Genomic DNA, 22,541 nt, shown 5'->3' on the forward strand with positions numbered 1-22,541 from the left:
GGATTTTTGTCGGCCTGGGGCAGTTGCTACAAGACGTCCGACAGGAAGTTCTTCAGGCGGTCCGTCCGGGGCTCGCTGAAGATCTGCTGCGGCGGTCCCGATTCGACCACCACGCCCGCGTCCATAAACGTCACCATGTCCGACACGTTGCGGGAGAAGCCCATCTCGTGGGTCACCACCACCATAGTCATGCCGCCCTTTGCGAGGTCCGTCATAAGCGCCAGGACGCCCTTGACGAGCTCAGGGTCCAGCGCGGATGTGGCCTCGTCGAAGAACATCACTTCCGGCTTCATGGCCAGCGCCCGGGCGATCGCCACGCGTTGCTGCTGGCCTCCGGAGAGGTTGGCCGGGCGGGCGTCTGCCTTGTGCTTCAGGCCCACCAGGTCCAGCTGCTCCAGGGCCTCGGCGCGGGCCTGCTCCTGCGACAGCTTCCGGAGCTTCCGCAGCGCCAGGGACACGTTGTCCACCACGGTCTTGTGCGGGAACAGGTTGAACTGCTGGAACACCATGCCGATCCGCTGCCGGAGTTCATCCGGGTTGTCCTTCAGGACCGAGCGGCCATCCAGCAGGATGTCGCCCTGGTCGGGTTCGATCAGCCGGTTCATCACCCGCAGCAGCGTGGACTTGCCCGATCCCGACGGACCGATCACAGAAGCCGTGGTGCCCTTCTCCACGTGCAGGTCAATGCCGCGGAGAACATGGTTGTGGCCGAACGAGAGGTGCAGGTTCTTGCCGGTCAGGGTTCCGGAAGCGAATTCCGTCATGCGTGTGCCCCCTTGCCGATAGGCGCTGCCAGCTCATCCGGTTCCTTCTTCTCCGGCTTGCCGGTACGCAGCCGGTTGTCGATGAAGTTCACGAAGTGCGTCAGCGGGACGGTCAGGATCAGGTACAGCACCCCGGCGGCCACCAGCGGAGAAAGGTTGCCCGTATTGGCCATGGCGTCATTTCCGATCCGGAAGATTTCCCGGTCGGAGGCAGCCAACCCCAGCATGAAGACCAGCGATGAATCCTTCAACAGCGAAATGAACTGGTTCACCAGTGCCGGAAGAACCCGCCGGATGCCCTGCGGCACCACCACCAGCCGCATGGAACTGCCGTAGCTGAATCCGAGCGCCCTGGATGCCTCCAACTGGCCCTTCTCCACGCTCTGAATGCCCGAACGGAAGATCTCACCGATGTAGGCGGCCGCGATCAGCGTCAGAGCCAGGATGCCCAGGGGGTATGGGTTCCTGGACCCGGTGATTTCACGGGCTATGGGACTTAGCCCAATGCCGATGACAAGGATTACCAGGATGGCGGGGAGGCCCCGGAAGATGTCGGTGTAGATGCGCGCCAGCCAACGGACCCCCGCGTTGCGCGAGATCGCCATCATGGCCAGCCCCAGTCCCAGCAGGGAGCCGAGGACGCCGGAGGCTATGGCCAGGATCAGGGTGTTGGGCAAGCCCACCATGAAGAGGGCGGGAATGACTTTGGCCATTTCCTCCCAGTTGAAGAAGGTATCAGCCAACTGGTCCAAGAGATCCATAAACGTCCCGGCTCAATCAGCTCTGGGGAACCGTGGCGGCCTTGCTGCCCGGCTTCCAGTCGCTCGGCGTTTCGCGGTCCGGGTACCACTCCTTGGTCAGCTTGGACCAGGTTCCGTCAGCGATTACGGCGTCCAGGCCGGAGTTCAGCGCGTCGATCAGCGGCTGGTTTTCCTTGGCAACGGCGTAGGCAGTGAAGTTCTGCGTGTTGACGACGGACTCGGCGATGACGGTGCCGTCGCCTTCCTTGACCTGTCCGGTGGCCTGCTGCGACGGAGCAACCCAGGCGTCCACCTGGCCGTTGCGCACGTTGGCGTAAACGGTGGCGTAGTCCGGGAAGCGGATCGGCTCGAGCTTCAGGGTGTTGGTGACGTAGTCGTCCTGGACGGTGCCCTGGACAACGCCGATCCGGAGATCGCCCTTGAGGTCGGCGAACCCCTTGACGTCGCTGTCGGTTTTGGCGACTACTGCCATGAAGCCGAAGTCGTAGCCGTTGGTGAAGCCGACGTTTTGGCGGCGGGCGTCCGTGGTGGAGATGGAGGAGGAGCCGACGTCGAACTGTTTGGTCTGCACCTGGGAAAGGAGCGCCGAGAAGTCCGTGGCGACGAATTCGACCTCGAGGCCGAGCTTGCCGGCGATGGCGCGCAGCAGTTCGTTGTCGTAACCGGTGAACTTGCCGGAGGGGTCGATGAAGATGTTCGGCGGGGCGTCCGAGAGGGTGCCTACCTCGAGCTTGCCTTCAGTGTTGAGGCCGAGCTTTGTCTTGTCGATCTGATCGATCGGGGTGACGTCGGCGGTGGTGTACTTGTCCAGCGTCTGCTGGTCACTGCCGGCGAGGGCGTCCGTGGGCGTTCCGCTGGGCTCGGCAGAGCCTGAGCCGCCGCCGCACGCTGCGAGGGAAACCGCGAGGGCTAGTGCCACGGGAGCGGTAGTGAGCCACTTCATCGCTTTGATTTTCATCAGGTTGTCACTTTCATTGAGTCATAAGTCAACCGGGCCGCAAGGCTGCGCTGTTGGCGCCTGGCACCTGCCCGGTGCTGGTCAAGCAGGGCCGTGGCAGGGGTGACCGCAAAACTTTATTGTCTCACTACCGCTAATCCCACCCTGCTGTCGAACAGCAGAGTACTGAGTCCTGATTTGAGCGAATTTAGTTCGCCCGAAGGGTGCTCCGGCGGTCCGTCCCATCCCTCGGGGCGGTTAGCAACGAATCCGCGGAGCCTTGAACAGGCCTCCACATGAAGCGATATGACTGTGAAATATGTCTCCATGTGCTGTCCGGGACCTGCCGGTTAGAAGCCGCCGGTGCCGGCATCCTGCGGGGGGAGCACTGGCCAGTCGCCTTCAATGACAGCGGCCGGCTTGGTCTTGCGGAGGTAGCCCTGGAAATCGGCGGCCTGGCTCACGGCCCAGTCCACCTGAAGCTGGTGCAACTGACTGGCGGGCATGCTCAACGTCGGGAATTTCCCGGCCATGGCATCCAGGACCTTGAGCGTAGCCAGCGCATCAGCGGCGGACGTGTGGGCGTTGTCCAGGACTACGCCATACTCTTCGCACAAGGCCGTCAGTGTCCGCTTGCCCTTGCGGTAGCGGTCCACCTGCTTATTCATGATGTACGGGTCCAGGACCGGAAACCGCGTGAGCTGCGGGACGCCGTAGCGTGCCGATTCAGCAGCCAGGACCGTGAAGTCATAGCTGGCATTGAACGCAATGACGGGAGTGCCGTCGTCGAAAAGCGCCTGCAGCACTGCGGCAAGCTCCTGCGTCACCTCTTGGGCAGGCCTGCCGTCACGCCTGGCCTGCTCAGTGGTGATTCCGTGCACATCACTGGCTTCGGCAGGTATTTCAACTCCCGGATCGGCCAGCCACTCATGTTCTGTGATGACCTCGCCCTTGTGATCCACAACAGTGACTGACGCCGTGACAATGCGGGCGGCCCGCGAGTTGCGGCCGGTGGTTTCGAGGTCGAAGGCTGCGCGGGGAAGGGTGTTCCAGGTGCTCATGCCACAACGCTAACGGGGGCCACCGACAATTCCCGGGAGCGCCACTGCGGCTACATTGGATCAATGCGGATTGAGTATGTGGAGGCGGTACTGGCCATTGTGAGGCTGGTTCCGGCAGGGTCCGCAGTTGCGTACGGCGACGTCGCTGAACTCCTGGGAGCGGGCGGCCCCAGGCAGGTGGGCTCAGTCATGAGCTCCTGCGGAAGCGGTGTTCCGTGGTGGCGCATCGTCAAGGCCAGCGGACAGGCGCCGGAGGGCCACCAGGCCGAAGCCCTCCGCCGCTACCTCCAGGAAGGAACCGTGTTGACCGGTGCCTACGAGTCCTATCTGCGGACGGGGGAGGGTTCCTGGCGTGTTGACCTCTCCGTCGCGCGCTGGGCGCCCGATGATGACGATTTGGACCGCATCGATACCGTCGCCGCCGAGCTGCAGCGCCGGGCCGGCAGAATGTCAGTGGCCGATGATGGAATGTCGGCGTGACAGTAACAGCTCCCTTTACAGGCCCCCGCGACGAGTACTGGCAGGAAACGGCAGAAGGCCTTGTAGCAGGGTTTGCTTTAGCAACAGAAGCCATGCCCGACGCCGGGACCGGGCTCCCTGCCCAGTCCGGCTTTCCGGGCCTCAGACTGCTGCCGCCGCGGCAGTTTTATGCCGACGCCCCGCTGCTGTCGTCGGATCAGCAGGCAGCTGTTGACGTGGCACAGGGCTCCGGGCCTGTCCTGGTTCCAGGGGCACCGGGAACGGGAAAAACAACGGTCCTGGTCGAAGCCGCGGTCACCCGCGTTTTTCGGGACGGAGTGGACCCTGAACGCATGCTCATCTTGGCTCCCACGAGGCTGGCGGCGGACTCCCTGCGGGACCGGTTCACCGCCCGTCTGGACAGAAGCCTCAGCACCACCCCGGCCCGCACCTGGGCGTCCTACGCCTTCGATGTCCTCCGGCGTGCCAAGGCCGAAGGCGTGCTGCCCCTTCCAAGGCCGCCACGCCTCCTTTCCGGTCCGGAGCAGGACCTCATCATCAAGGAACTCCTTGAAGGCCACCGCCTGCCCGGGCTGGAGCTGCCGTGGCCGGAGGATCTCGCAGGAGCGCTGGAGACGCGCGGTTTCCGCCAGGAAGTACGGCAACTGTTCGATCGCGTTATCGAGTCCGGGCTGACGGCCGCTGACCTTGCTGACCTGGGCCGGCAGTGCGGCCGGCCTGACTGGATTGCCGCCGCGGGGCTGTATGCAGAGTACCGGGACGTCCTGGACCTGCGTATGCCTGAGGCTTTTGATCCGGCCGGGATCATCACCGCTGTGCGCCAGATCTTCCAGGACGTTCCAGAATTCCTGGAAGCCGAGCGCGAGCGGCTGCAGGTGGTCATCGTCGATGACGTGCAGGAGGCTAACCCGGCTGTCTTTGAGCTTCTGGCTGACATAGCCCGCAGAAAGGATTGCTTCGTATCCTTTTCCCCGGACACCGTAGTCCAGGGTTTCCGCGGGGCTCGCCCCGACCTTGTGGCCGAACTGCCGCAGCTGTTGTCGCCGGGTGCCCCGGTCCTGGAGCGGCCGCTGCGCTATGCACACCGGCACGGCCGGGTATTGGCAGACGCGTGGCTGGGGGTTGCCGGCCGCATCTCCCAGCGGGCAGGCGGCCAGCTGGCACGCCAACTGGAGCAGCCGGCGGGGGACCGGGAGCAGGGCACGGTGGAAGCGCACTTGGTGCCGTCAGCGGTGCACGAACTGCGTTATGTGGCACAGCGCATCCTGGACCAGCACATCAACCATGGCAGGGACCTGGCCGGCATCGCAGTCATTGTGCGCAACGGCGCGCAGGTCAGCGAGCTGCAGCGTTACCTGTCCGGGCAGGGGATCCCGGTCCGGGTGCCCGTGGCCGAATCGGCCGTCCGGGACGAAGTGGCGGTTCGCCCCCTGCTCGACGCGTTCGCCGTCGCGCTGGATCCGGCGTTGCTGACCCCGGAAACAGCTGTATCCCTTTTGACGTCCCGTATCGGCGGTGCCACGTCCATCGAGCTGCGGCGGCTCCGGCAGTCGCTGAGGCGGGAGGAGCTCCTGGGCGGAGGAGGACGCACCAGCGACGACCTCCTCGTCGAAGCCCTGCTGGAACCGGGAGCGCTCTCTTCCCTCGGCATGGAAGGCCGTGCGGCGCGACGCACAGCAGGGATGATCCAGGCCGGACGGAAAGCTGCCTTCGAACCCGGGGCCAACGCTGAGTCTGTACTGTGGGCGCTCTGGAACGCAACCGGCCTCTCCGCTGCCTGGACGAAAACGGCGCTGGCCGGCGGGCCGCACGGCGCCCGGGCCGACCGGGATCTTGATGCGATGATGGCGCTCTTCCACACGGCTGAGCGTTATGTGGACCAGATGCCCGGCGCCGGTCCGGAGCAGTTCCTTGAGTACCTGCTCAACCAGGAACTTCCCATGGACACCCTGGCCGCCCGGGCCCAGCTGGAGGACGCCGTGGAATTGATGACTCCGGCAAGTGCGGCAGGGCGGGAATGGCCTGTGGTGCTGGTGCCCGGACTCCAGGAAGGTGTGTGGCCGAACACGCGGCTCCGCGGCGAGTTGCTGGGCAGCACCCTGTACGCCGACGCCTTTGAACACGGAGCAGGTTACGCGCTGCAGCGGGATCCGCTGAGCCGGTTGCGGGACATCCGGTACGACGAACTGCGGAGCTTCTCGACGGCGGTGTCGCGGGCGCGTGAACTTCTGATCTGCACTGCCGTCTCCTCGGAGGACGATCAGCCGTCCTCCTTCCTGGATTATGTTTCACCCCTTCATCCGGATCAGCACGCCCGGTCCTACACACCGGTGGAGCGCCCCATGACCTTGCGCGCTCTGGTTGCCGAACTCCGGCAGTATGCCCAGCTGGACGGCCGGCATGCTGTTGAGGCGGCGGAAGCGGTGCGCGTCCTCGCGCGGCTTGCTGCTGTCGAGCCTCCCGTGGCCGGCGCGCACCCCGGAAGCTGGTGGGGGCTGCCACAGTTGACCTCTTCCGATGCCGTGGTTCCCCCCGGCGGGACAGTATTTGTGTCGCCGTCGAAAGTGGAGACCGTCCAGAAGTCGCCGCTCGACTGGTTTGTGCAGGCAGCCGGCGGTGAAGCGGCCACCGATTTCGCCAGGAGCCTGGGCACTTTGGTTCACAGCATCGCCCAGGAATTACCTGAGGCATCAGGAGCAGAATACGTAGCCGAACTCGTGCGGCGCTGGCCTGCGCTGGGGATGAAGGACAACTGGGAGGGAAGGCTTGATTTCCAGCGGGCCGAAGCGATGGTACGCAAGCTGGCCCAGTACGTGCTGGTCATGAGGAGCGAAGGCCGGAGCCTGCTGGGGGTGGAGCAGGACTTTGAGGTGAAGCTCCCCGATGTAGCTGTTGACCACGGTGCGCCCCGTGCAGCCGTCCTCCGCGGGCAGGTGGACCGGCTGGAAATCGACAGCGAGGGCAGGCTGGTCATCGTGGATCTCAAGACAGGAAAACGCCAGCCGGGCAAAACCGAACTCGGCACGCATCCCCAGCTTGGCTCCTACCAGGCCGCGGTCCTTGCCGGGGCTTTCAATGACAACGCTGAAGGAGGTGCCCCTGCGGTCCCGGGTGGTGCGATTCTCGCCCAGCTTGGTACAGGCGCAAAAAACCCCGGCATCCAGCAGCAGGAGGCACTCGACCCGAAGGACAACTGGGCAATGGACATGGTGAAGGAGGCAGCTGCAGTGATGGGCGGCAGCGAATTCATGGCACGGCACGATCCGTCAAAGGGCAGCCACGGCGGCCATGGCTGCCGGCTACCTGAAGTGTGCCCGCTGTGTGTACGGGGAAGGCAGGTAACGGAATGAGCGGGACAACAGTCTCCGCCGGGGTGCCGGAACCGCGCTTCACGCCGGAAAAGCTCTCTCTCCTGCTGGGCGAGAAGAACGTCCCCACGCCGGAACAGTCAGCCATTATCAGTTCACCGCTGACGCCGCGGCTGGTCATCGCGGGTGCAGGGTCCGGCAAAACCGCCACCATGGCGGACCGCGTGGTCTGGCTGGTGGCCAACGGCTGGGTCAGGCCTGAGGAAGTTCTCGGGGTGACATTCACCCGGAAGGCAGCCGGCGAGCTCGCGTCCCGCATCCGGGCCAAGCTGGCTGCCCTGCAGCGGCTGGCCGGGCAGGACACGGGGCACCGGCTGTTCCCGAAGGACGTGGCCACCAGTGAGTCCCTCGAGCCCAAGGTTTCCACCTACCACTCCTTTGCCAGCGGCGTTGTTTCAGATTACGGACTCCGGCTGGGCGTGGAGCGGGACGTGGTCCTCCTCGGCGGCGCCCAAGCCTGGCAGCTGGCCACTGAAGTGGTGGAAGCCTACGACGGCGAATACGCGCACTTCCGTTCTGCCAAATCCACCCTGGTGAAGGCTGTCATCCAGCTTGCCGGGGAATGCGCGGAGCACCTTCAGGAGCCTGAGGACGTGGAAGCATGGCTGATGGCCCGGCTGTCCGAATTTGAGTCCCTGCCGTATCAGGAGTCCAAAAAGAAAAACCCGCCCCAGGCGGCGGCCGAGCTCGCCGGGATGCTCCGGACCCGTGCGAGCGTAGCGGACATGGTTGGCCGGTACGCGGCAGCCAAGCGGGCGCGGGGCGCCCTTGACTTCGGAGACCTGGTGGCCCTCGCGGCGAAGGTGGCGCAGGATGTCCCCTTGGCCGCCACCATGGAACAGCAGCGGTACAAGGTGGTGCTGCTCGATGAGTTCCAGGACACCTCCTACGCCCAGCTGGTGCTGTTCTCCCGGCTTTTCGGCGGAGGGCACGCGGTGACCGCAGTCGGCGACCCTAACCAGTCGATCTATGGCTTCCGCGGGGCCTCGGCCGGTCAACTCTTCCACTTCGTCCGCGAATTCCCTGTCCGCAATGGTCCAGCGGAGGCCGGGCAGTGGGCTCCTGCCCCCACCTCCTACCTGACAACGGCCTGGCGGAACGGCCGCTCCATCCTCGCGGCAGCCAATGTCATGTCGGAGTCCCTTGGGAAGGCGGAAGCCCAGCGGGGACCGGCGGGCGGGGGAGGGCGGGCTGCAGCGGATGTGCCTCCGCTGCAGCCGAGCCCGCATGCAGTTGAGGGAACAGTGGTGTTGGGGCGCTTCGGGACAGATGTTGATGAAGCGTGCGCGCTGGCTGATGACGTTCTCAAGTACCGGGTAACGGACTTCGAGCTCAAAACCGACGGCACGCCCGTACCGCCGGCCATTGCCGTCCTCTGCCGCCGCCGCGCGCAGATGGAGACTGTCCGGCGGCAGTTTGAGGCCAGGGGAATTCCCTATGAAATTGTCGGGCTGGGCGGGCTCCTGGATACTCCAGAGATCGTGGACCTTGTGGCCACCCTGCGTGTGCTGGCCGACCCTGGGCGCTCCGATTCGCTGATGCGCCTCCTGGCCGGTGCCCGCTGGCGCATCGGGCCCGCAGACCTGATGGCGCTGCGCGACTGGTCCAGCCAACTGGCGCGCCGTCGGGGGCAGGCTGCCGAAAAAACACCTGACGAGCTGTCGGATGAAGCCGGCGGAACTGTCGTCGAAAGCGACCTGACTGACGGGGCCAGCCTGGTGGAGGCCCTGGACTGGCTGCCCCGGGAGGGCTGGGTTTCTGCCAATGGCCGGTCCCTTAGCGCTGGTGCCCGCGGCAGGCTTGCGCGGCTGTCATTGGAGCTGCGGCAGCTTCGAAGCTACCTCGGTGACGACCTCACCACCCTGCTGGGTGAAGTTGAGCGGGCCATGCTGCTGGACATTGAAGTGGCAGCGCGGCCGGGCATCAGCATCCACCAGGCCCGCCGCAACCTAGATGCCTTCCAGGACGCTGCGGCAGGCTTCCTGCGGACGTCACAGCGCGTGGATATCCTCGCGTTCCTGTCCTGGCTGGAAGCTGCAGCTGTGGAGGAAAACGGCTTGGACGCGCCGGCCGCCGACGTCAACCGGGAGGCCGTGCAACTCCTGACGGTCCATGCATCCAAAGGCCTCGAATGGGATGTGGTCTTTGTCCCCGGACTCAATGCGGGGGCCTTTCCCAGTGACAGGGATTCCCGCTGGAGCAGCGGTTCGGCGGCACTGCCCTGGCCGCTCCGGGGTGACCGCGCCGACCTTCCCCAGTGGGACCTGGACCAGCCGGACCAAAAAGGCTGGCTGGACGCGGAAAAAGACTTCAAAGCGGACGTGCAGGCCCACGGGGAGTCAGAAGAACGCCGCCTCGCCTACGTCGCCTACACCAGGGCCAAGCATGTCCTCTGGGCATCCAGCCCTGCATGGGTCGGCGCAAGGGCAGGGCGTGCGCACATGTCACCGTTTCTTACCGAGCTCGAGAAACTCACAACGGTAACAGGGGTTTTGCCCCGCGCGGCTGCGACAGTCCATCCCAGGTCACTCGAGGAAGCTTCCCTTCCGGAGGAAAGCCCCCTGACCCTTGAGGCCGAAGTTGCCGTTTGGCCGTACGACCCCCTGGAGGGGCCCGTGGATCCTTGCACCGGCGAGCGGCTGCGTCTTTCGCGCGGACGGCGCGAAGCCATGGAAGCAGCTGCCGCCAATGTTCTTGCCGCCCTGGGAAACGCGCACGGGGAATCGCCCGTACCGGGCCAACCGGAAGTACCCGCAGCTGAGCCTGAGCCCGGCAAGGAGCTGACCGGCGTGGCCCGGGGATGGGCCCGCGAAGCGGCGCTGCTGCTGGAACGCCGCGCCAGGAGGAATGCCGGCAGGGACGTACACCTGCCCGGCCACATTTCCGCGTCCACCCTGGTGGAACTCCGGGAGGACCCCGCCGCAGTCCTTGGCAGGCTCCGCAGGCCTGTACCACGGGAACCGGGCATGTCGGCCCGGAAGGGCACCGCATTCCATGCATGGGTGGAGGAGTATTTCGGTACCGCCGGAATGCTGGACCTCGGCGAAGCTCCAGGCTCCGATGACCACATCGATGCTGCCTACGACCTTGACGCCATGGTGGCCACCTTCAAGGCGTCACCCTGGGCCGACCGGTCGCCGGCCTTTGTGGAGGTTCCTGTCGAAACCCGCGTGGGCGGCGTGGTCGTACGCGGCCGCATCGACGCCGTCTTCCAGGATGCCGACGGCCGGTGGGACCTGGTGGACTGGAAGACCGGACGGCGGCCGTCCGCTGCGCAGCTGAGGACCAAGGCCGTGCAGCTTGCCGTGTACCGCCTGGCCTGGGCCCGGCTGAAGGCAGTGCCTCTACAGGAAGTACGGGCAGCCTTTTTCTACGTCGCGGACAATGAGGTGGTGCGCCCCCACGATCTTGGAACAGCCGCAGAGCTCGAGGACATCGTGGCCGCTGCCCTTAGGTCCTCGTGACGTCGACAATGGAGATGGCGGCGGTGGAGGTGTCGTCCACTACTTTCCTCTCCTCCGCTTTGGGCTGAGGTTTGTTCTCCGCCTGGCTGCCGCTCTGCGCCTTGTCTGCGTCAGCGGCTTCGTTGCGGGTGTCGGCCGCGGGCTCCGCCGGGATGGCGGTGACGTGAACCGCCGGCTGGACGGGGGCCTGGACGGGCAGCGGGACCACTGTGACGGAAGGCACCGCAACGGCAGGGCCGGCGTCGGCTGCCCGCATGACCGGCACGCCGGCAGCTGCGGGCACGTTGCCCACTGCGGGCACACTGCCCGTAGCCGGAGTCCCCGGGGCCGGCTGTGGCTCCACGCTGATAGGCTGCCCGCCGTACTCTTCGATGTCCCGGGCAAGGCTGCGAAGCATTTCCTCTGCTTCGGAAACCATGCCGGGGTCATCCGACGCGATTCCCTTCACCAGGTACTGGGCAAGGGCGAACTCGGCCGACAGTGCTGCCCGCCGCAGGAGGTGGTTGTCCGGCGTGTCGCGGCGCCCGGCAGTATAGGCACCCAGGACCGCGTCCACGAAGTCCTGCTCGTTAGAGGCTACAAGCCAGGCGAAATCGTCGGCAGGATCGCCGATCCGCAGATCGGTCCACCCGGTCACGGCAGTCACCCGCTGGCCTTCCACCAGGAGGTTATCTTCGTGAAGGTCGCCGTGCACCACACTGGGGTTGAAGCGCCACAAGGAGACGTCTTCCATCGCGTGCTCCCAGCGGAGCAGCAGGGCCGGGGGGATTTTCCCGGTGGTTGCAGCCTGGTCAAGTTCATTCAGCCGGCGCTGCCGGAACTCGTTTGGCGTGTAGCTGGGCAGGTCGGCGTTGCTGACCAGCGAACGGGGCAGGTCATGGATGGCGGCAAGGGCACCGCCAATGTCGCGGGCAAGGGCATCCGGGCCGGCGGTCAATTCCTCGACGCTGCGCGTGCTGCCGGACAGGTGCGAGTAGACGAACGTGCTCAAGGTTCCCAGCCGTACACTGCCGGCAACGGTGGGCATAAGGAAAGGCAGTTCGGCGCGGATGCCCGGGGCGAACGCCCGCAGCACGAGGAATTCCGTCTCCAGCCGTGCGCTTGCCTCGGCGTGGCGCGGCGAGCGGACCCGCCACCGCTTGCCCTCGGAATCGAGAAGGAGGGCAGAGTCGAAGTCCGCGGGGTCGTCCGGGGCAGAGCTGACGGCCGTCGGGGTCAGTCCGGGGACTGCCGCGGTTGCAACGGCTGCCAGTTCAATCGGTTTTCTTCTCACCGTTCCACGGTAGATTGCGTCCAGTCCAAGACACCGGTCCAAGGACGGCGAGTCTTCAGATAGTCCAAAACAGGGTAGGCATGCGGGCCCCGTGGGTGGGACGTGCCCCTGAATATCAATTGTCCGTCCCAGTCAGTACGGTGGACCCATGAGCCATGCGGAGTCTGTGACACCGGTCCAACCGGGAAAGGCAGCCCGGCTGCCGGCGAACCACCTGACGGAAACGGTACTCCCGGTCCCTCCTGCCCTGATCGACCGCGGATCTGTCGCCCGGGCCCAACCGGGGATGGTGGAAGAACTCCTGGCCGCAACCGACACCATGGCAGTGGTCATTTCCGGCCGGCAGGGCCTGGTCCAGGGCGGCGGACTGTTTATGGCGAAGGCAGGAGCACTGCGTGATGACCTTGCCGCTGCCGGTGCCGCACCGCGGCTGACCGTATACCTTGGTTCCGCCCTTCCTGACTCGGACCTGGCCCCGGGTACCCAGCTGCTGCTCTTCGTCCTGCCGGAAACAATTGAGCCCGGAACGGCCGGCGTCCCTTTGGATGCAGCGTGGGCAGGGTTCCGCGATGTTGCCGCTGGACTGACCCCAACGCAGACCGCGCTCTTCGTGGAAGCCAGCGCCATCGCCAAGTGGCACGCCACCCACACGCATTGCCCGCGCTGCGGTTCGCCCACGGGCGTCGAGGCCGGGGGATGGGTGCGGCGCTGCCCGGTTGATTCCTCGGAGCACTACCCCCGCACCGATCCCGCCATCATCGTCACCGTAGTGGGCCCGGACGGCCGCCTGCTCCTCGGCGGCGGCGGAGACCCTGCTGCCACAAATTACTCGACCCTGGCGGGGTTCGTGGAGCCCGGGGAGTCGCTGGAACAGGCGGTGGTCCGGGAGATCCACGAGGAAGTGGGAGTGCGGGTTACCGCGTGCCAGTATCTTGGCTCGCAGTCCTGGCCGTTCCCGGCCTCCCTTATGCTTGGATTTACCGCCGTCACTGAAGACGCAGAGGCAACGCCCGACGGCGTGGAGGTCACCAGGGCGCGCTGGTTCAGCCGCGAGGAACTCCAGGACGCCGTGCTCGCCGGTGAGATCACCATCTCCAGCCGGTTATCGATTGCCCGCTCCCTGATAGAGCACTGGTTCGGCGGACGTATTCAGGACCTGTCAGGTTCCTGAAACTTTAGTTATCCACCAGACTCCAGCACGCGGTAGTCGAGACGAAAAAGCAGCAAGAGTGACTACAGATATTTTTGACAGTGCAGCTTCCGTGGAGGACCGCATTCTTGGCGGGCTGGACGCGGAACAGCGCGAGGTGGCGAGCACGCTCAAGGGTCCCTTGTGTGTCCTTGCCGGTGCCGGGACCGGCAAGACCCGCGCCATCACGCACCGCATCGCCTACGGTGTGCACACCGGGGTTTACACCCCCCAGCGGCTGCTGGCCGTGACCTTCACTGCCCGTGCGGCGGCGGAGATGCGCAGCCGGCTGCGGGACCTTGGCGCAGGCAACGTCCAGGCCCGCACCTTCCACGCTGCGGCTCTGCGGCAGCTCCAGTTTTTCTGGCCGCAGGCTGTCGGCGGAACGCTGCCCAACCTGCTCGACCACAAAGCCCAGATACTTGCCGAAGCGGCCCGGCGGCTTCGGCTGAGCACGGACAGGGCCTCCATCCGGGACCTTGCCTCGGAAATAGAGTGGGCAAAAGTATCCATGCTGACCCCCGCCAATTACCTGGAAAACGCGCAGGACCGTGGCGCTCCGGGCGGTTTCGACCTCACCGCCGTCGCGAGGGTCTTCCAGTCCTATGAGGATGTCAAGACAGACCGCAACGTCATTGACTTCGAAGACGTCCTGCTGATTACCGTGGGCATCCTGCAGGAGGACGAAAAGGTCGCCGCCACCGTCCGCGAGCAGTACCGGCACTTTGTGGTGGACGAGTACCAGGACGTTTCACCGCTGCAGCAGCGGCTCCTTGAGCTATGGCTGGGAGGAAGGGACGAGCTGTGCGTCGTCGGGGACGCAAGCCAGACCATTTACTCGTTCACCGGTGCCTCGCCGAAACACCTCCTGGAGTTCAAGGCCCGCTATCCACAGGCCAATGTGGTCAAACTGGTCAGGGACTACCGCTCCACGCCGCAGGTGGTCAAGCTCGCCAACGATCTGCTGGCCGGCCGGCGGAGCGGAGGAGCCGTTGCCGACGCGGCCTGGGCTGCGCCGCTCCAGCTGGTGGCGCAGCGGCCGTCCGGGCCGGCGCCCCAGTTCACGGAGTGCACGGACGATGAAGCGGAAGCCGCCACGGTGGCGCAGAAGATCAAGGCACTGCTCGACGCCGGCACTCCGGCCAGCGAGGTGGCTGTCCTGTTCCGCACCAACGGCCAGTCCGAAGCTTACGAACAGGCGCTTGCTGCCGCCGGCATTGGTTACCAGCTGCGCGGCGGCGAGCGCTTCTTTGCCCGCAAGGAAGTACGCGATGCCATCCTGCAGCTGCGGGCAGCCACCCGGGCAGTTTCCGGCGAATCGCCGGAACCGCTGGGCCAGCTGGTCCGTGACATCGTGGCTTCCCTTGGCTACACGGATGCCGCCCCCCACAGCGGCGGTGCGCTCAGGGAACGCTGGGAATCCCTTGCGGCGCTGGTTGCCCTCGCCGATGAACTCGTCAAGAGCCGGGGGCCGGAGTTTGGCCTCGCCGAATTTGTCAACGAGCTTCAGGAACGTTCACTGGCCCAGCATGCACCCACGGTGCAGGGCGTCACCCTTGCTTCCCTGCACGCGGCCAAGGGCCTGGAATGGGACGCCGTGTTCCTGGTGGGGCTCAGCGAAGGACTGATGCCCATCTCCTTCGCCGACACACCCGAATCGGTGGACGAGGAACGGCGGCTCCTCTACGTCGGAATCACCCGCGCGCGGGAACACCTGTCTCTGTCCTGGTCCACGGCCAGGACTCCCGGCGGCCGCGCCAACCGCAGGCCGTCCAGGTTCCTGGACGGCCTGCGCCCGGATTCCGTGGCCGGCTCAAACATCAGGGGCAAGGGACCGGCTCCCCGCCGCAAGGCTGCCGCCCCGGCTGTATGCCGGGTTTGCGGCAGCATGCTGACCACCGGAGCCGAACGGAAGGTGGGCCGGTGCAGTGCCTGCCCGCCAAGCTATGAGGAACAGACCTTCGACGCCCTGAGAACCTGGCGGCGCGAGGTGGCGCTCGCTGCCGATGTACCCGCGTTCGTGGTGTTTACGGATGCAACACTCACCGCCATCGCGGAGGCCCGGCCGGCGTCGCTGGAGGAACTTGCGGCGCTGGCGGGAGTCGGACCGTCAAAGCTGGAACGCTACGGGGAAGATGTCCTGCGGGTCCTGGTGGAAAGCACGTCCCTGTGATCACCACGGAGGGCGGTGCTCCCGTTGAGGTCCGCCGTTCCGCCCGCCGCACCCGCACGGTTGCGGCGTTCTGGGAAAACGGAACCGCCGTGGTCGCCATCCCGGCGCGGTTCACGGCAGCCCAGGAGAAGGAATGGGTTCACCGGATGCTGGCCAAACTGCACCGGCAGGGGGACCGGCGCTCAGCTTCCGCAAGGAGGCGTCCCGCCTCAGACGCCGCCCTGGCCGCCCACGCAGCCCAGCTCTCGGAAAGGTACCTCGGCGGAAAGGCCGTGCCGGCGTCGGTACGCTGGGTCGGTAACCAGAACTCGAGATGGGGTTCGGCCACCCCTGCGGACGGCACCATCCGCCTCTCGGACAAGCTGCGTCCCATGCCGCAGTGGGTCATCGACTACGTACTGCTCCATGAGCTCGCACACCTCCTGGTGGCCGGGCACAACGCCGCGTTCTGGAAGCTGCTGGAGGCTTACCCGGAGACTGCACGGGCGAAGGCCTTCCTGGAAGGAGTGTCCTTCGCCGTGGCCCGCGGCCTGCCCGGCAGTAAAGCAGGGGACGCCACCGGCGTCACCCGTCCAGGGCAGGAGCACTGGGCGGACGACGCCGACTAGTCCTTAGCTCTTGGGCCCGCCGCCGGGCCCGTCCTGTCCGTCCTCCTGGCTGCCGGCGCCCGTCCCGTCGGTATCCGTGCCATCGGCAAGCTTGCCGTCCTGCCCGCCGTCGGCTTCTTCGGCTCCGCTGGAAGGAGCGTCGTCAAAGCCACCGCTCAGCAGCTTCTGCAGGGCATCGTCCACCTCAGTGTCGCTGGCTTCAGCGAGTTTCCGGCGTCCGCTGAAGCCACGGGGATCGTCCAGGTCCTCGGCAGTGGGCAGCAGGTCGGGGTGGTGCCAGATGGCGTCACGGCCTTCAACGCCGCGTTCTTCCTTCAGCGTTGCCCACAGCGTGGCCGCATCCCTCAGGCGGCGGGGACGAAGTTCGAGTCCCACCAAAGAGGCGAAGGCGTGCTCTGCCGGGCCGCCCGTGGCACGGCGCCGGCGGACTGTTTCCCGCAGGGCGCTTGCGGATGGCAGGACCTTCTCCGTGGCCGCGGCAGTGAGTTCATCCACCCAGCCCTCCACCAGTGCGAGCGCTGTTTCCAGCTTTTCCAGGGCCTGGTCCTGGGCGGGCGTCCGCTGGGGCATGAACACGCCTTGGGAAAGGGCTTCCTGGATACCCTCCGGATTGCTGGGATCAAGGTCCCGGGCCAATTCCTCTATGCGGGAAGTATCAATGTGGATTCCTCGGGCGTAGGCCTCGATGGCGCCCAGCAGGTGGCCACGCAGCCAGGGAACCTGGACAAAGAGGCGGGCGTGGGCAGCTTCCCGGACAGCCAGGAAAAGCCGGATATCGTTCTCAGGCAGCGAAAGCCCTTCGCCGAAGGCAGCGACGTTGGTGGGCAGCAGGGCCATCTCCAGGTCTGCGAGGGGAACACCGATGTCGGTGGAGCTCACGACGTCGGTGGAGAGGGCGCCGATTGCCTGCCCCAACTGCATACCGAAGATCGCACCGCCCATGTTCTGGAGCATCGACGAGGCCCCGCCCATCATGGACTTCATTTCTTCGGGCATCTGCTCGGTCATCGCCGATGACAGTGCATTGGCGATGCTGTTCGCCACCGGCTCCGTCAGTCTCTTCCAGGTGCCGAGGGTGGCTTCGACCCACTCCGCCCGTGACCAAGCGCGCCCGATCAGGCCGGTGGCGGGAAGATCGGTGACAGGGTCGAGCCACAGTTCGGCGAGCCGGAGGGCTTCGTCCACTTCGCGGGACTGCTGGGGGTTGACTGACGGGTCAGCGCTGCCGGCTGCGACCCGCCTGGCGTTCTCGTGGGCCAGCTTCCAGTTCACCGGTCCTTCGGACGGTGCGCTCATCATGGCCTGCACCTGGGAAAACATCTGGGCCAGCAGGTTGGGGTCGTTGGGCAGGCCGGCCGCCTTGGCCAGTTCGGCAGGGTCGAAGTTTTCCATCCCCTGGCCGCCCATCAGGTTTTGCAGCATCTCTGTCAACGGGTCCTTGGGGGTGTCGTCGCCGTTGGACGGATTAAGTGGGTTGGAGGTCATGATCCCGCCGATCGTCGGTGTGACTGTTGATCAACCTTCACGGTACCCCGGTGGTGGTCGGCTGTCTGCCGCACCAGGTTGCCGTTCGCTGTCGGCAAAGAACTCCGCACGGCGGGCACCGGTAGTGTTGGTTCAGTGACTACGACCCGTGGCGGCAACCCCTCAGAGGACCACGCCGCCGAACTTTCCTCCCGCCCCTGGCACGGGGTGTCAGAGGGCTTTGAAACCGGCGCGCCGGCAGGTACCCCGGAAGCTGGAACGGCAGCGGTTCCGGGCGGACAGGAGCGCCGGGACAAAAAGGTTTCGGCCATGATGGTGGCCGGAGTAAGCGCCCTGGTGCTCGGACTCGCTGTGGGCACCCTGCCGGTGCCGTACGTCGTCGAAACACCCGGCCCGGCGTACAACACCCTGGGCCAGAGCCAGGGCAGACCGGTCATCACTGTCACCGGCCGGGAGACCTATCCTGCAGCGGGCAACCTTGACCTGACTACTGTGTACGTGAGCGGCGGTCCCAGCAGCCCGGTGAGCATCATGGGCGTTTTCTCCGCTTGGCTCGACCCGTCCAAGGCGGTGTACCCGCAGGAGTTGATCTACCCCACCGGGACCAGCAAGGAAGAGGCCGAGGAACAGAGCTCGGTCGCCATGGCCACGTCCCAGGAGAACGCTGTGGCGTCCGCCCTTAAGGAACTGGAGATTCCTTTCGGGCAGCAGCTCCAGGCTGCAGATCTTTCCGAGGGCTCTGCCGCGGCCGGAAAAATTGATCCCGGCGACATCCTCAAAACCATCAACGGCAAGGACATCACGTCCCTCGCTGTTATCCAGCAGGAACTGGCGGCAGGAAAGGGTGCCCCCGCCACAGTGGTGGTGGAACGCGCCGGCCGGCAGGTCACGCAGGAGATCACCCCGAAGGACAACGGTGCGGGGCGGTTTATTCTCGGTGTGATGCTCAAATACCTGTTCACCTTCCCCTTCAACGTGGAGATCTCGCTGGACAAAGTGGGCGGGCCCAGCGCGGGACTGATGTTTTCCCTCGGCATCATCGACACCGTCACTCCCGGAGACCTCACCGGAGGAAAACATGTAGCGGGTACCGGGACCATCACCCCCGACGGCGTGGTGGGGCCCATCGGCGGCATCGCTCAGAAGATGCAGGGCGCAAGGGCAGCAGGAGCCACCCTGTTCCTCGCCCCGGCTGCCAACTGCGGTGACGTGGTGGGCCATGTTCCTGACGGCCTGCAAGCGGTCAAGGTGGAGAGCCTTGCGGAGGCCCGCCGCGCCGTCGAGCTTGCCGGTTCCGGCGGGGACACATCCGGCCTTCCGGGCTGCACGACGAACTAGACTGGGCAGGAACTAAGCTTTACCGCCACTCGTGGCACTTAAGACGGACGAAACCAGCGTTTGACCGGTACGTACGTCGCTCGCACGCACGTTTCGAATAACTGACGACCAGCTATGAGGTACCGAGTTTGTCCCGTCCCGCCAGCACCATGTCCACAGGTAAACCCCCTTCAAGACGCGGGGCGTTGACGCCCACCCTGATCGTTGTCGCCCTGGTGGTAGTGGGCTTCATCTTCTTTGCCAATGTTTGGACCGATGTCCTCTGGTACCGGCAGCTTGGCTTCATCGAAGTGTTCGTTACCGAGAACCTGGCCCGGATCGCGATCTTCGCCGCCGGCTTCGCGGTGATGTTCCTTGCTGTCTTCTTCGCCATCCGGATCGCCTACCAGTCCCGGCCGGTGTACGCCCCCGACTCCGAAATCCGCGACAACCTCAACCGCTACCAGGCGCAGCTCGAACCCGTCCGCCGGGTAGTCATGGTGGGCCTGCCCGTCCTCTTCGGCCTTTTTGCCGGCAGCGCCGCGGCGAGCCAGTGGCAGAAGGTCCTCCTGTTCTTCAACCAGGAACAGTTCGGCAAACAGGACCCGGAGTTCGGCCTGGACATCAGCTTCTACCTCATGACGCTGCCGTTCCTCGGTTTCGTTACCGGTTTCCTGATCAGCGTGGTGGTGATCGCCGGTATCGCAGGCATCCTGACGCACTACCTCTACGGCAGCATCCGGCTCATGGAGCGGGGGGTCTTCACCAGCCGCGCGGCGCAGATCCACATCGCCGTCACCGGCGCCGCTTTCCTGGTGCTGCTGGGCATCAACTTCTGGCTGGACCGCTACTCTGCAGTGCAGGGCAACAACGGACGCTGGGCTGGTGCCCTGTACACGGACGTCAACGCGGTCATCCCCACGAAGGCGATCCTCGCCGTGGCAGCTCTGCTGGTTGCCGTTTTGTTCGTTGTGGCTGCGGTGATCGGCCGCTGGCGCCTGCCCGTCATCGGAACCGCAATGCTGGTCATTACCTCCATCCTGGCCGGCGGCGTCTACCCCTGGGTGATCCAGCAGTTCCAGGTGCGCCCCTCCGAAGAGACGCTGGAAAAGGAATTTATCCAGCGCAACATTGAAAACACCCGTGCCGCCTATGGCCTGGATAAAATTCAGGTTGACCGGTACGACGCCACCAACACGGCCACTACAGGAGCGCTGGCGCCGGATGCCCAGACGACCGCCAACATCCGCCTGCTGGACCCGAACCTGATCTCTGACGCGTTCTCCCAGCTGGAGCAGTACCGCCCCTATTACCAGTTCCCGGAAGCGCTGAACGTGGACCGCTACGAAGTGGACGGCAAAATCCAGGACACCGTGATCGCTGTCCGGGAGCTGAACCCCACCAACGTGGCAACCAACCAGCAGGGCTGGCTCAACCAGCACGTTGTGTACACCCACGGCTACGGTGTGGTGGCGGCCAAGGGCAACAAGTTCACCGTCGACGGCAAGCCGGAGTTCCTCCAGTCGGGCATTCCCTCAACCGGCGTCCTCGGCGATGACTCGAGCTACCAGCCCCGGATCTACTTCGGCGAGTCCTCGCCGGACTATTCCATTGTTGGTGCACCGGACGGTGCCCCGGCCCGCGAGCAGGACAGGCCGTCAGGCGAGGGGGAGACCCAGTACACCTTCGAAGGCAACGGCGGGCCCAACGTCGGCACGTTCTTCAACAGGGTGCTGTACTCCATCAAGTTCCAGTCCTCCGATCTGCTGCTGTCGGATGGTGTTAACCCGGAGTCGCAGATCCTGTACGAACGCAACCCCCGTGAACGCGTGGAGAAGGTTGCCCCATACCTGACGGTTGACGGCAACGCTTACCCGGCCGTGGTGGACGGCCGGGTCAAGTGGATCGTGGACGGCTACACCACCAGCCAGTACTACCCGTACTCCCAGCAGGAGCAATTGTCGGACGCCACTGCTGACTCCCAGACCACGTCCGGGCGCGCGGTCGCCCTGCCCAACAGCACGGTCAACTACATCCGCAACTCGGTGAAGGCCACGGTTGATGCCTACGACGGGTCAGTCACCCTGTACGCCTGGGACGACCAGGATCCGCTGCTGAAGTCCTGGCAGAAGGTCTTCCCCACGTCGCTGAAACCGTTCTCGGAAATGTCCGGCGATGTCATGAGCCACGTCCGGTACCCGGAGGACCTGTTCAAGGTCCAGCGCCAGCTGCTGGGGGAGTACCACGTCACGGATCCGTCCAGCTTCTACAAGACCAACGACGCCTGGAGCGTCCCCGCGGATCCCACAGTGGACACCGACGTCAAGCAACCGCCGTTCTACATGTCCCTGCAGATGCCGGACCAGGAGAAGCCGGCCTTCCAGCTGACGTCATCGTTCATTCCGCAGATCGTCAACGGCAACGCCCGCAACGTTCTCTACGGCTTCCTCGCAGCTGACTCCGACGCCGGCAACCAGGCGGGTGTTAGAGCTGAGAGCTATGGCAAGCTGCGGCTGCTGCAGATCCCGCCGGAGATCCAGGTTCCCGGGCCGGGCCAGGCACAGAACAAGTTCAACTCTGACCCCACCGTTTCGCAGGCACTGAACCTGCTTCGCCAAGGTGCTTCGGACGTGCTGAACGGCAACCTGCTCACACTTCCGGTGGGCGGCGGCATCCTTTACGTCCAGCCGGTTTACCTCAAGTCCACCGGTGAGACGTCCTACCCGACGCTGCAGCGTGTCCTTGTGGCCTTTGGTGACAAGGTCGGCTTCGCCCCAACCCTCGACGAAGCGCTCAAGCAGCTCTTCGGCGGCGACTCGGGGGCTGCTGCCGGTGACTCCGACAACAACGGCCAGACGCCCGCGGATCCGGCGGCTCCGGCCACCCCGGCGGGCGCAGATGCCAAGGCCGAGCTGAGGGCAGCGCTGGACGAGGCAAACGCTGCCATCCAGGCAGGCCAGGCCGCATTGTCAGCCGGTGACTTCGCAGCCTATGGTGAAGCGCAGAAGCGCATTGCAGCTGCCCTCCAAAGGGCGGTGGATGCGGAGGGCAAGATTCCGGTTGCCGCTCCCGAGGCAACTCCGGCTCCAGCTTCCACCGCGACGCCCGATGCCACGCCTTCGCCTTCGCCCACCAGCTGACCACCCGGCAGCTGGCCGGCCATCGGCCTGCTGACCGGCAGCTGACCAGCACGTCGCCACCGTCGCCCGCTCCCTCCGGAGCGGGCGACGGACCGGCGAGACGGAGATCACGCCCCCGCGATTTGGCCTGGTGTTCACCGGCCGGTAAAGTAGTTCTTGCGACGCGGGGTGGAGCAGTTCGGTAGCTCGCTGGGCTCATAACCCAGAGGTCACAGGTTCAAATCCTGTCCCCGCAACTGACGGAAGTCCCGGACACTGGAAACAGTGTCCGGGACTTCCTGGTTTAAGCCGCCAGCCCGGACGCTGCGCCTGCGGGACAGCGTCACTCCCGGGTCTGGAGTTAGGCCGCCACTATGGATCGTGTAAAAATTTGCCGCCGAAGTAGGGTAGTGTTGTTTCAGCGACGCGGGGTGGAGCAGTTCGGTAGCTCGCTGGGCTCATAACCCAGAGGTCACAGGTTCAAATCCTGTCCCCGCAACTATAAGAAGGCCCCGACCGGCAGACAAGCCGGGCGGGGCCTT

At 65.4% G+C, this 22,541-nt stretch carries 14 protein-coding genes and 2 tRNA genes; 10 read left to right on the top strand and 6 right to left on the bottom strand.

The genetic code is table 11. The features are described 5' to 3' along the window. Positions 1-26: 26 nt before the first annotated feature. The 4 genes from AC5RVN_RS01785 to AC5RVN_RS01800 form a co-directional block, all read right to left on the bottom strand. Positions 27-764: an amino acid ABC transporter ATP-binding protein gene (locus AC5RVN_RS01785; RefSeq protein ID WP_494041808.1), complete on the bottom strand. Its 738-nt coding sequence runs from the start codon at positions 762-764 to the stop codon at positions 27-29. Beyond that, the gene (locus AC5RVN_RS01790; protein ID WP_494041807.1) at positions 761-1,525 is read right to left on the bottom strand and encodes an amino acid ABC transporter permease; all 765 of its coding nucleotides are present in this window, start codon (positions 1,523-1,525) and stop codon (positions 761-763) included. Before AC5RVN_RS01790 ends, AC5RVN_RS01785 begins: the two co-directional genes overlap by 4 nt. A gap of 16 nt (positions 1,526-1,541) precedes the next feature. Then, positions 1,542-2,483 carry an ABC transporter substrate-binding protein gene (locus AC5RVN_RS01795; protein WP_494041806.1) on the bottom strand — a complete coding sequence of 314 codons (942 nt, stop codon included), beginning with the start codon at positions 2,481-2,483 and terminating at the stop codon, positions 1,542-1,544. Between the two features lie 329 nt (positions 2,484-2,812). Then, a complete protein-coding gene (locus AC5RVN_RS01800) occupies positions 2,813-3,523 on the bottom strand; it encodes a 3'-5' exonuclease (RefSeq protein WP_494041805.1) in 711 nt (236 codons plus the stop codon). 63 nt (positions 3,524-3,586) lie between these two features. Here AC5RVN_RS01800 and AC5RVN_RS01805 point away from each other — a divergent pair, with 63 nt between their 5' ends. The 3 genes from AC5RVN_RS01805 (at position 3,587) to AC5RVN_RS01815 (ending at position 10,835) form a co-directional block, all read left to right on the top strand. Then, the gene (locus tag AC5RVN_RS01805; protein ID WP_494041804.1) at positions 3,587-4,003 is read left to right on the top strand and encodes an MGMT family protein; all 417 of its coding nucleotides are present in this window, start codon (positions 3,587-3,589) and stop codon (positions 4,001-4,003) included. A gap of 92 nt (positions 4,004-4,095) precedes the next feature. Further along, positions 4,096-7,353 (top strand): ATP-dependent helicase, encoded by a 3,258-nt coding sequence (locus AC5RVN_RS01810; protein WP_494137085.1) that lies wholly within the window; start codon positions 4,096-4,098, stop codon positions 7,351-7,353. Then, positions 7,350-10,835, top strand: coding sequence for an ATP-dependent helicase (locus AC5RVN_RS01815; RefSeq protein WP_494136895.1), 3,486 nt, complete (start codon positions 7,350-7,352; stop codon positions 10,833-10,835). Before AC5RVN_RS01810 ends, AC5RVN_RS01815 begins: the two co-directional genes overlap by 4 nt. On the opposite strand, the gene AC5RVN_RS01820 is transcribed toward AC5RVN_RS01815, so the two are convergent. Then, positions 10,822-12,108, bottom strand: a complete 1,287-nt coding sequence (locus AC5RVN_RS01820; RefSeq protein ID WP_494136896.1) for a macrolide 2'-phosphotransferase — start codon at positions 12,106-12,108, stop codon at positions 10,822-10,824. The two genes, AC5RVN_RS01815 and AC5RVN_RS01820, sit on opposite strands and share 14 nt — an antisense overlap. Positions 12,109-12,256: 148 nt before the next feature. Between AC5RVN_RS01820 and nudC the strand changes: the two genes are divergently transcribed. The 3 genes from nudC to AC5RVN_RS01835 are packed head-to-tail and all read left to right on the top strand — an operon-like array spanning position 12,257 to position 16,078. Next, entirely contained in the window at positions 12,257-13,279 is a 1,023-nt protein-coding gene (gene nudC, locus AC5RVN_RS01825; RefSeq protein ID WP_494136897.1) for an NAD(+) diphosphatase, read from the top strand. 58 nt (positions 13,280-13,337) lie between these two features. Next, complete coding sequence (locus AC5RVN_RS01830; RefSeq protein WP_494136898.1) at positions 13,338-15,470, top strand: ATP-dependent DNA helicase UvrD2; 2,133 nt, start codon at positions 13,338-13,340, stop codon at positions 15,468-15,470. Beyond that, complete coding sequence (locus AC5RVN_RS01835; protein ID WP_494136899.1) at positions 15,467-16,078, top strand: M48 metallopeptidase family protein; 612 nt, start codon at positions 15,467-15,469, stop codon at positions 16,076-16,078. Before AC5RVN_RS01830 ends, AC5RVN_RS01835 begins: the two co-directional genes overlap by 4 nt. A 3-nt stretch (positions 16,079-16,081) precedes the next feature. On the opposite strand, the gene AC5RVN_RS01840 is transcribed toward AC5RVN_RS01835, so the two are convergent. Then, the gene (locus AC5RVN_RS01840) at positions 16,082-17,563 is read right to left on the bottom strand and encodes a zinc-dependent metalloprotease (RefSeq protein WP_494136900.1); all 1,482 of its coding nucleotides are present in this window, start codon (positions 17,561-17,563) and stop codon (positions 16,082-16,084) included. Between the two features lie 309 nt (positions 17,564-17,872). Between AC5RVN_RS01840 and AC5RVN_RS01845 the strand changes: the two genes are divergently transcribed. From AC5RVN_RS01845 to AC5RVN_RS01860, 4 genes are all read left to right on the top strand, one after another. Continuing rightward, complete coding sequence (locus AC5RVN_RS01845; protein ID WP_494137086.1) at positions 17,873-18,901, top strand: YlbL family protein; 1,029 nt, start codon at positions 17,873-17,875, stop codon at positions 18,899-18,901. A gap of 149 nt (positions 18,902-19,050) precedes the next feature. After that, complete coding sequence (locus tag AC5RVN_RS01850; protein WP_494137087.1) at positions 19,051-22,020, top strand: UPF0182 family membrane protein; 2,970 nt, start codon at positions 19,051-19,053, stop codon at positions 22,018-22,020. Positions 22,021-22,182: 162 nt separating this feature from the next. Continuing rightward, positions 22,183-22,256 (top strand) — tRNA-Met (locus tag AC5RVN_RS01855). Positions 22,257-22,424: 168 nt separating this feature from the next. Beyond that, positions 22,425-22,498: transfer RNA gene (locus AC5RVN_RS01860), tRNA-Met, on the top strand. The last annotated feature ends 43 nt before the right edge of the window (positions 22,499-22,541 follow it).

Source organism: Arthrobacter sp. sptzw32 (genome assembly GCF_059089735.1).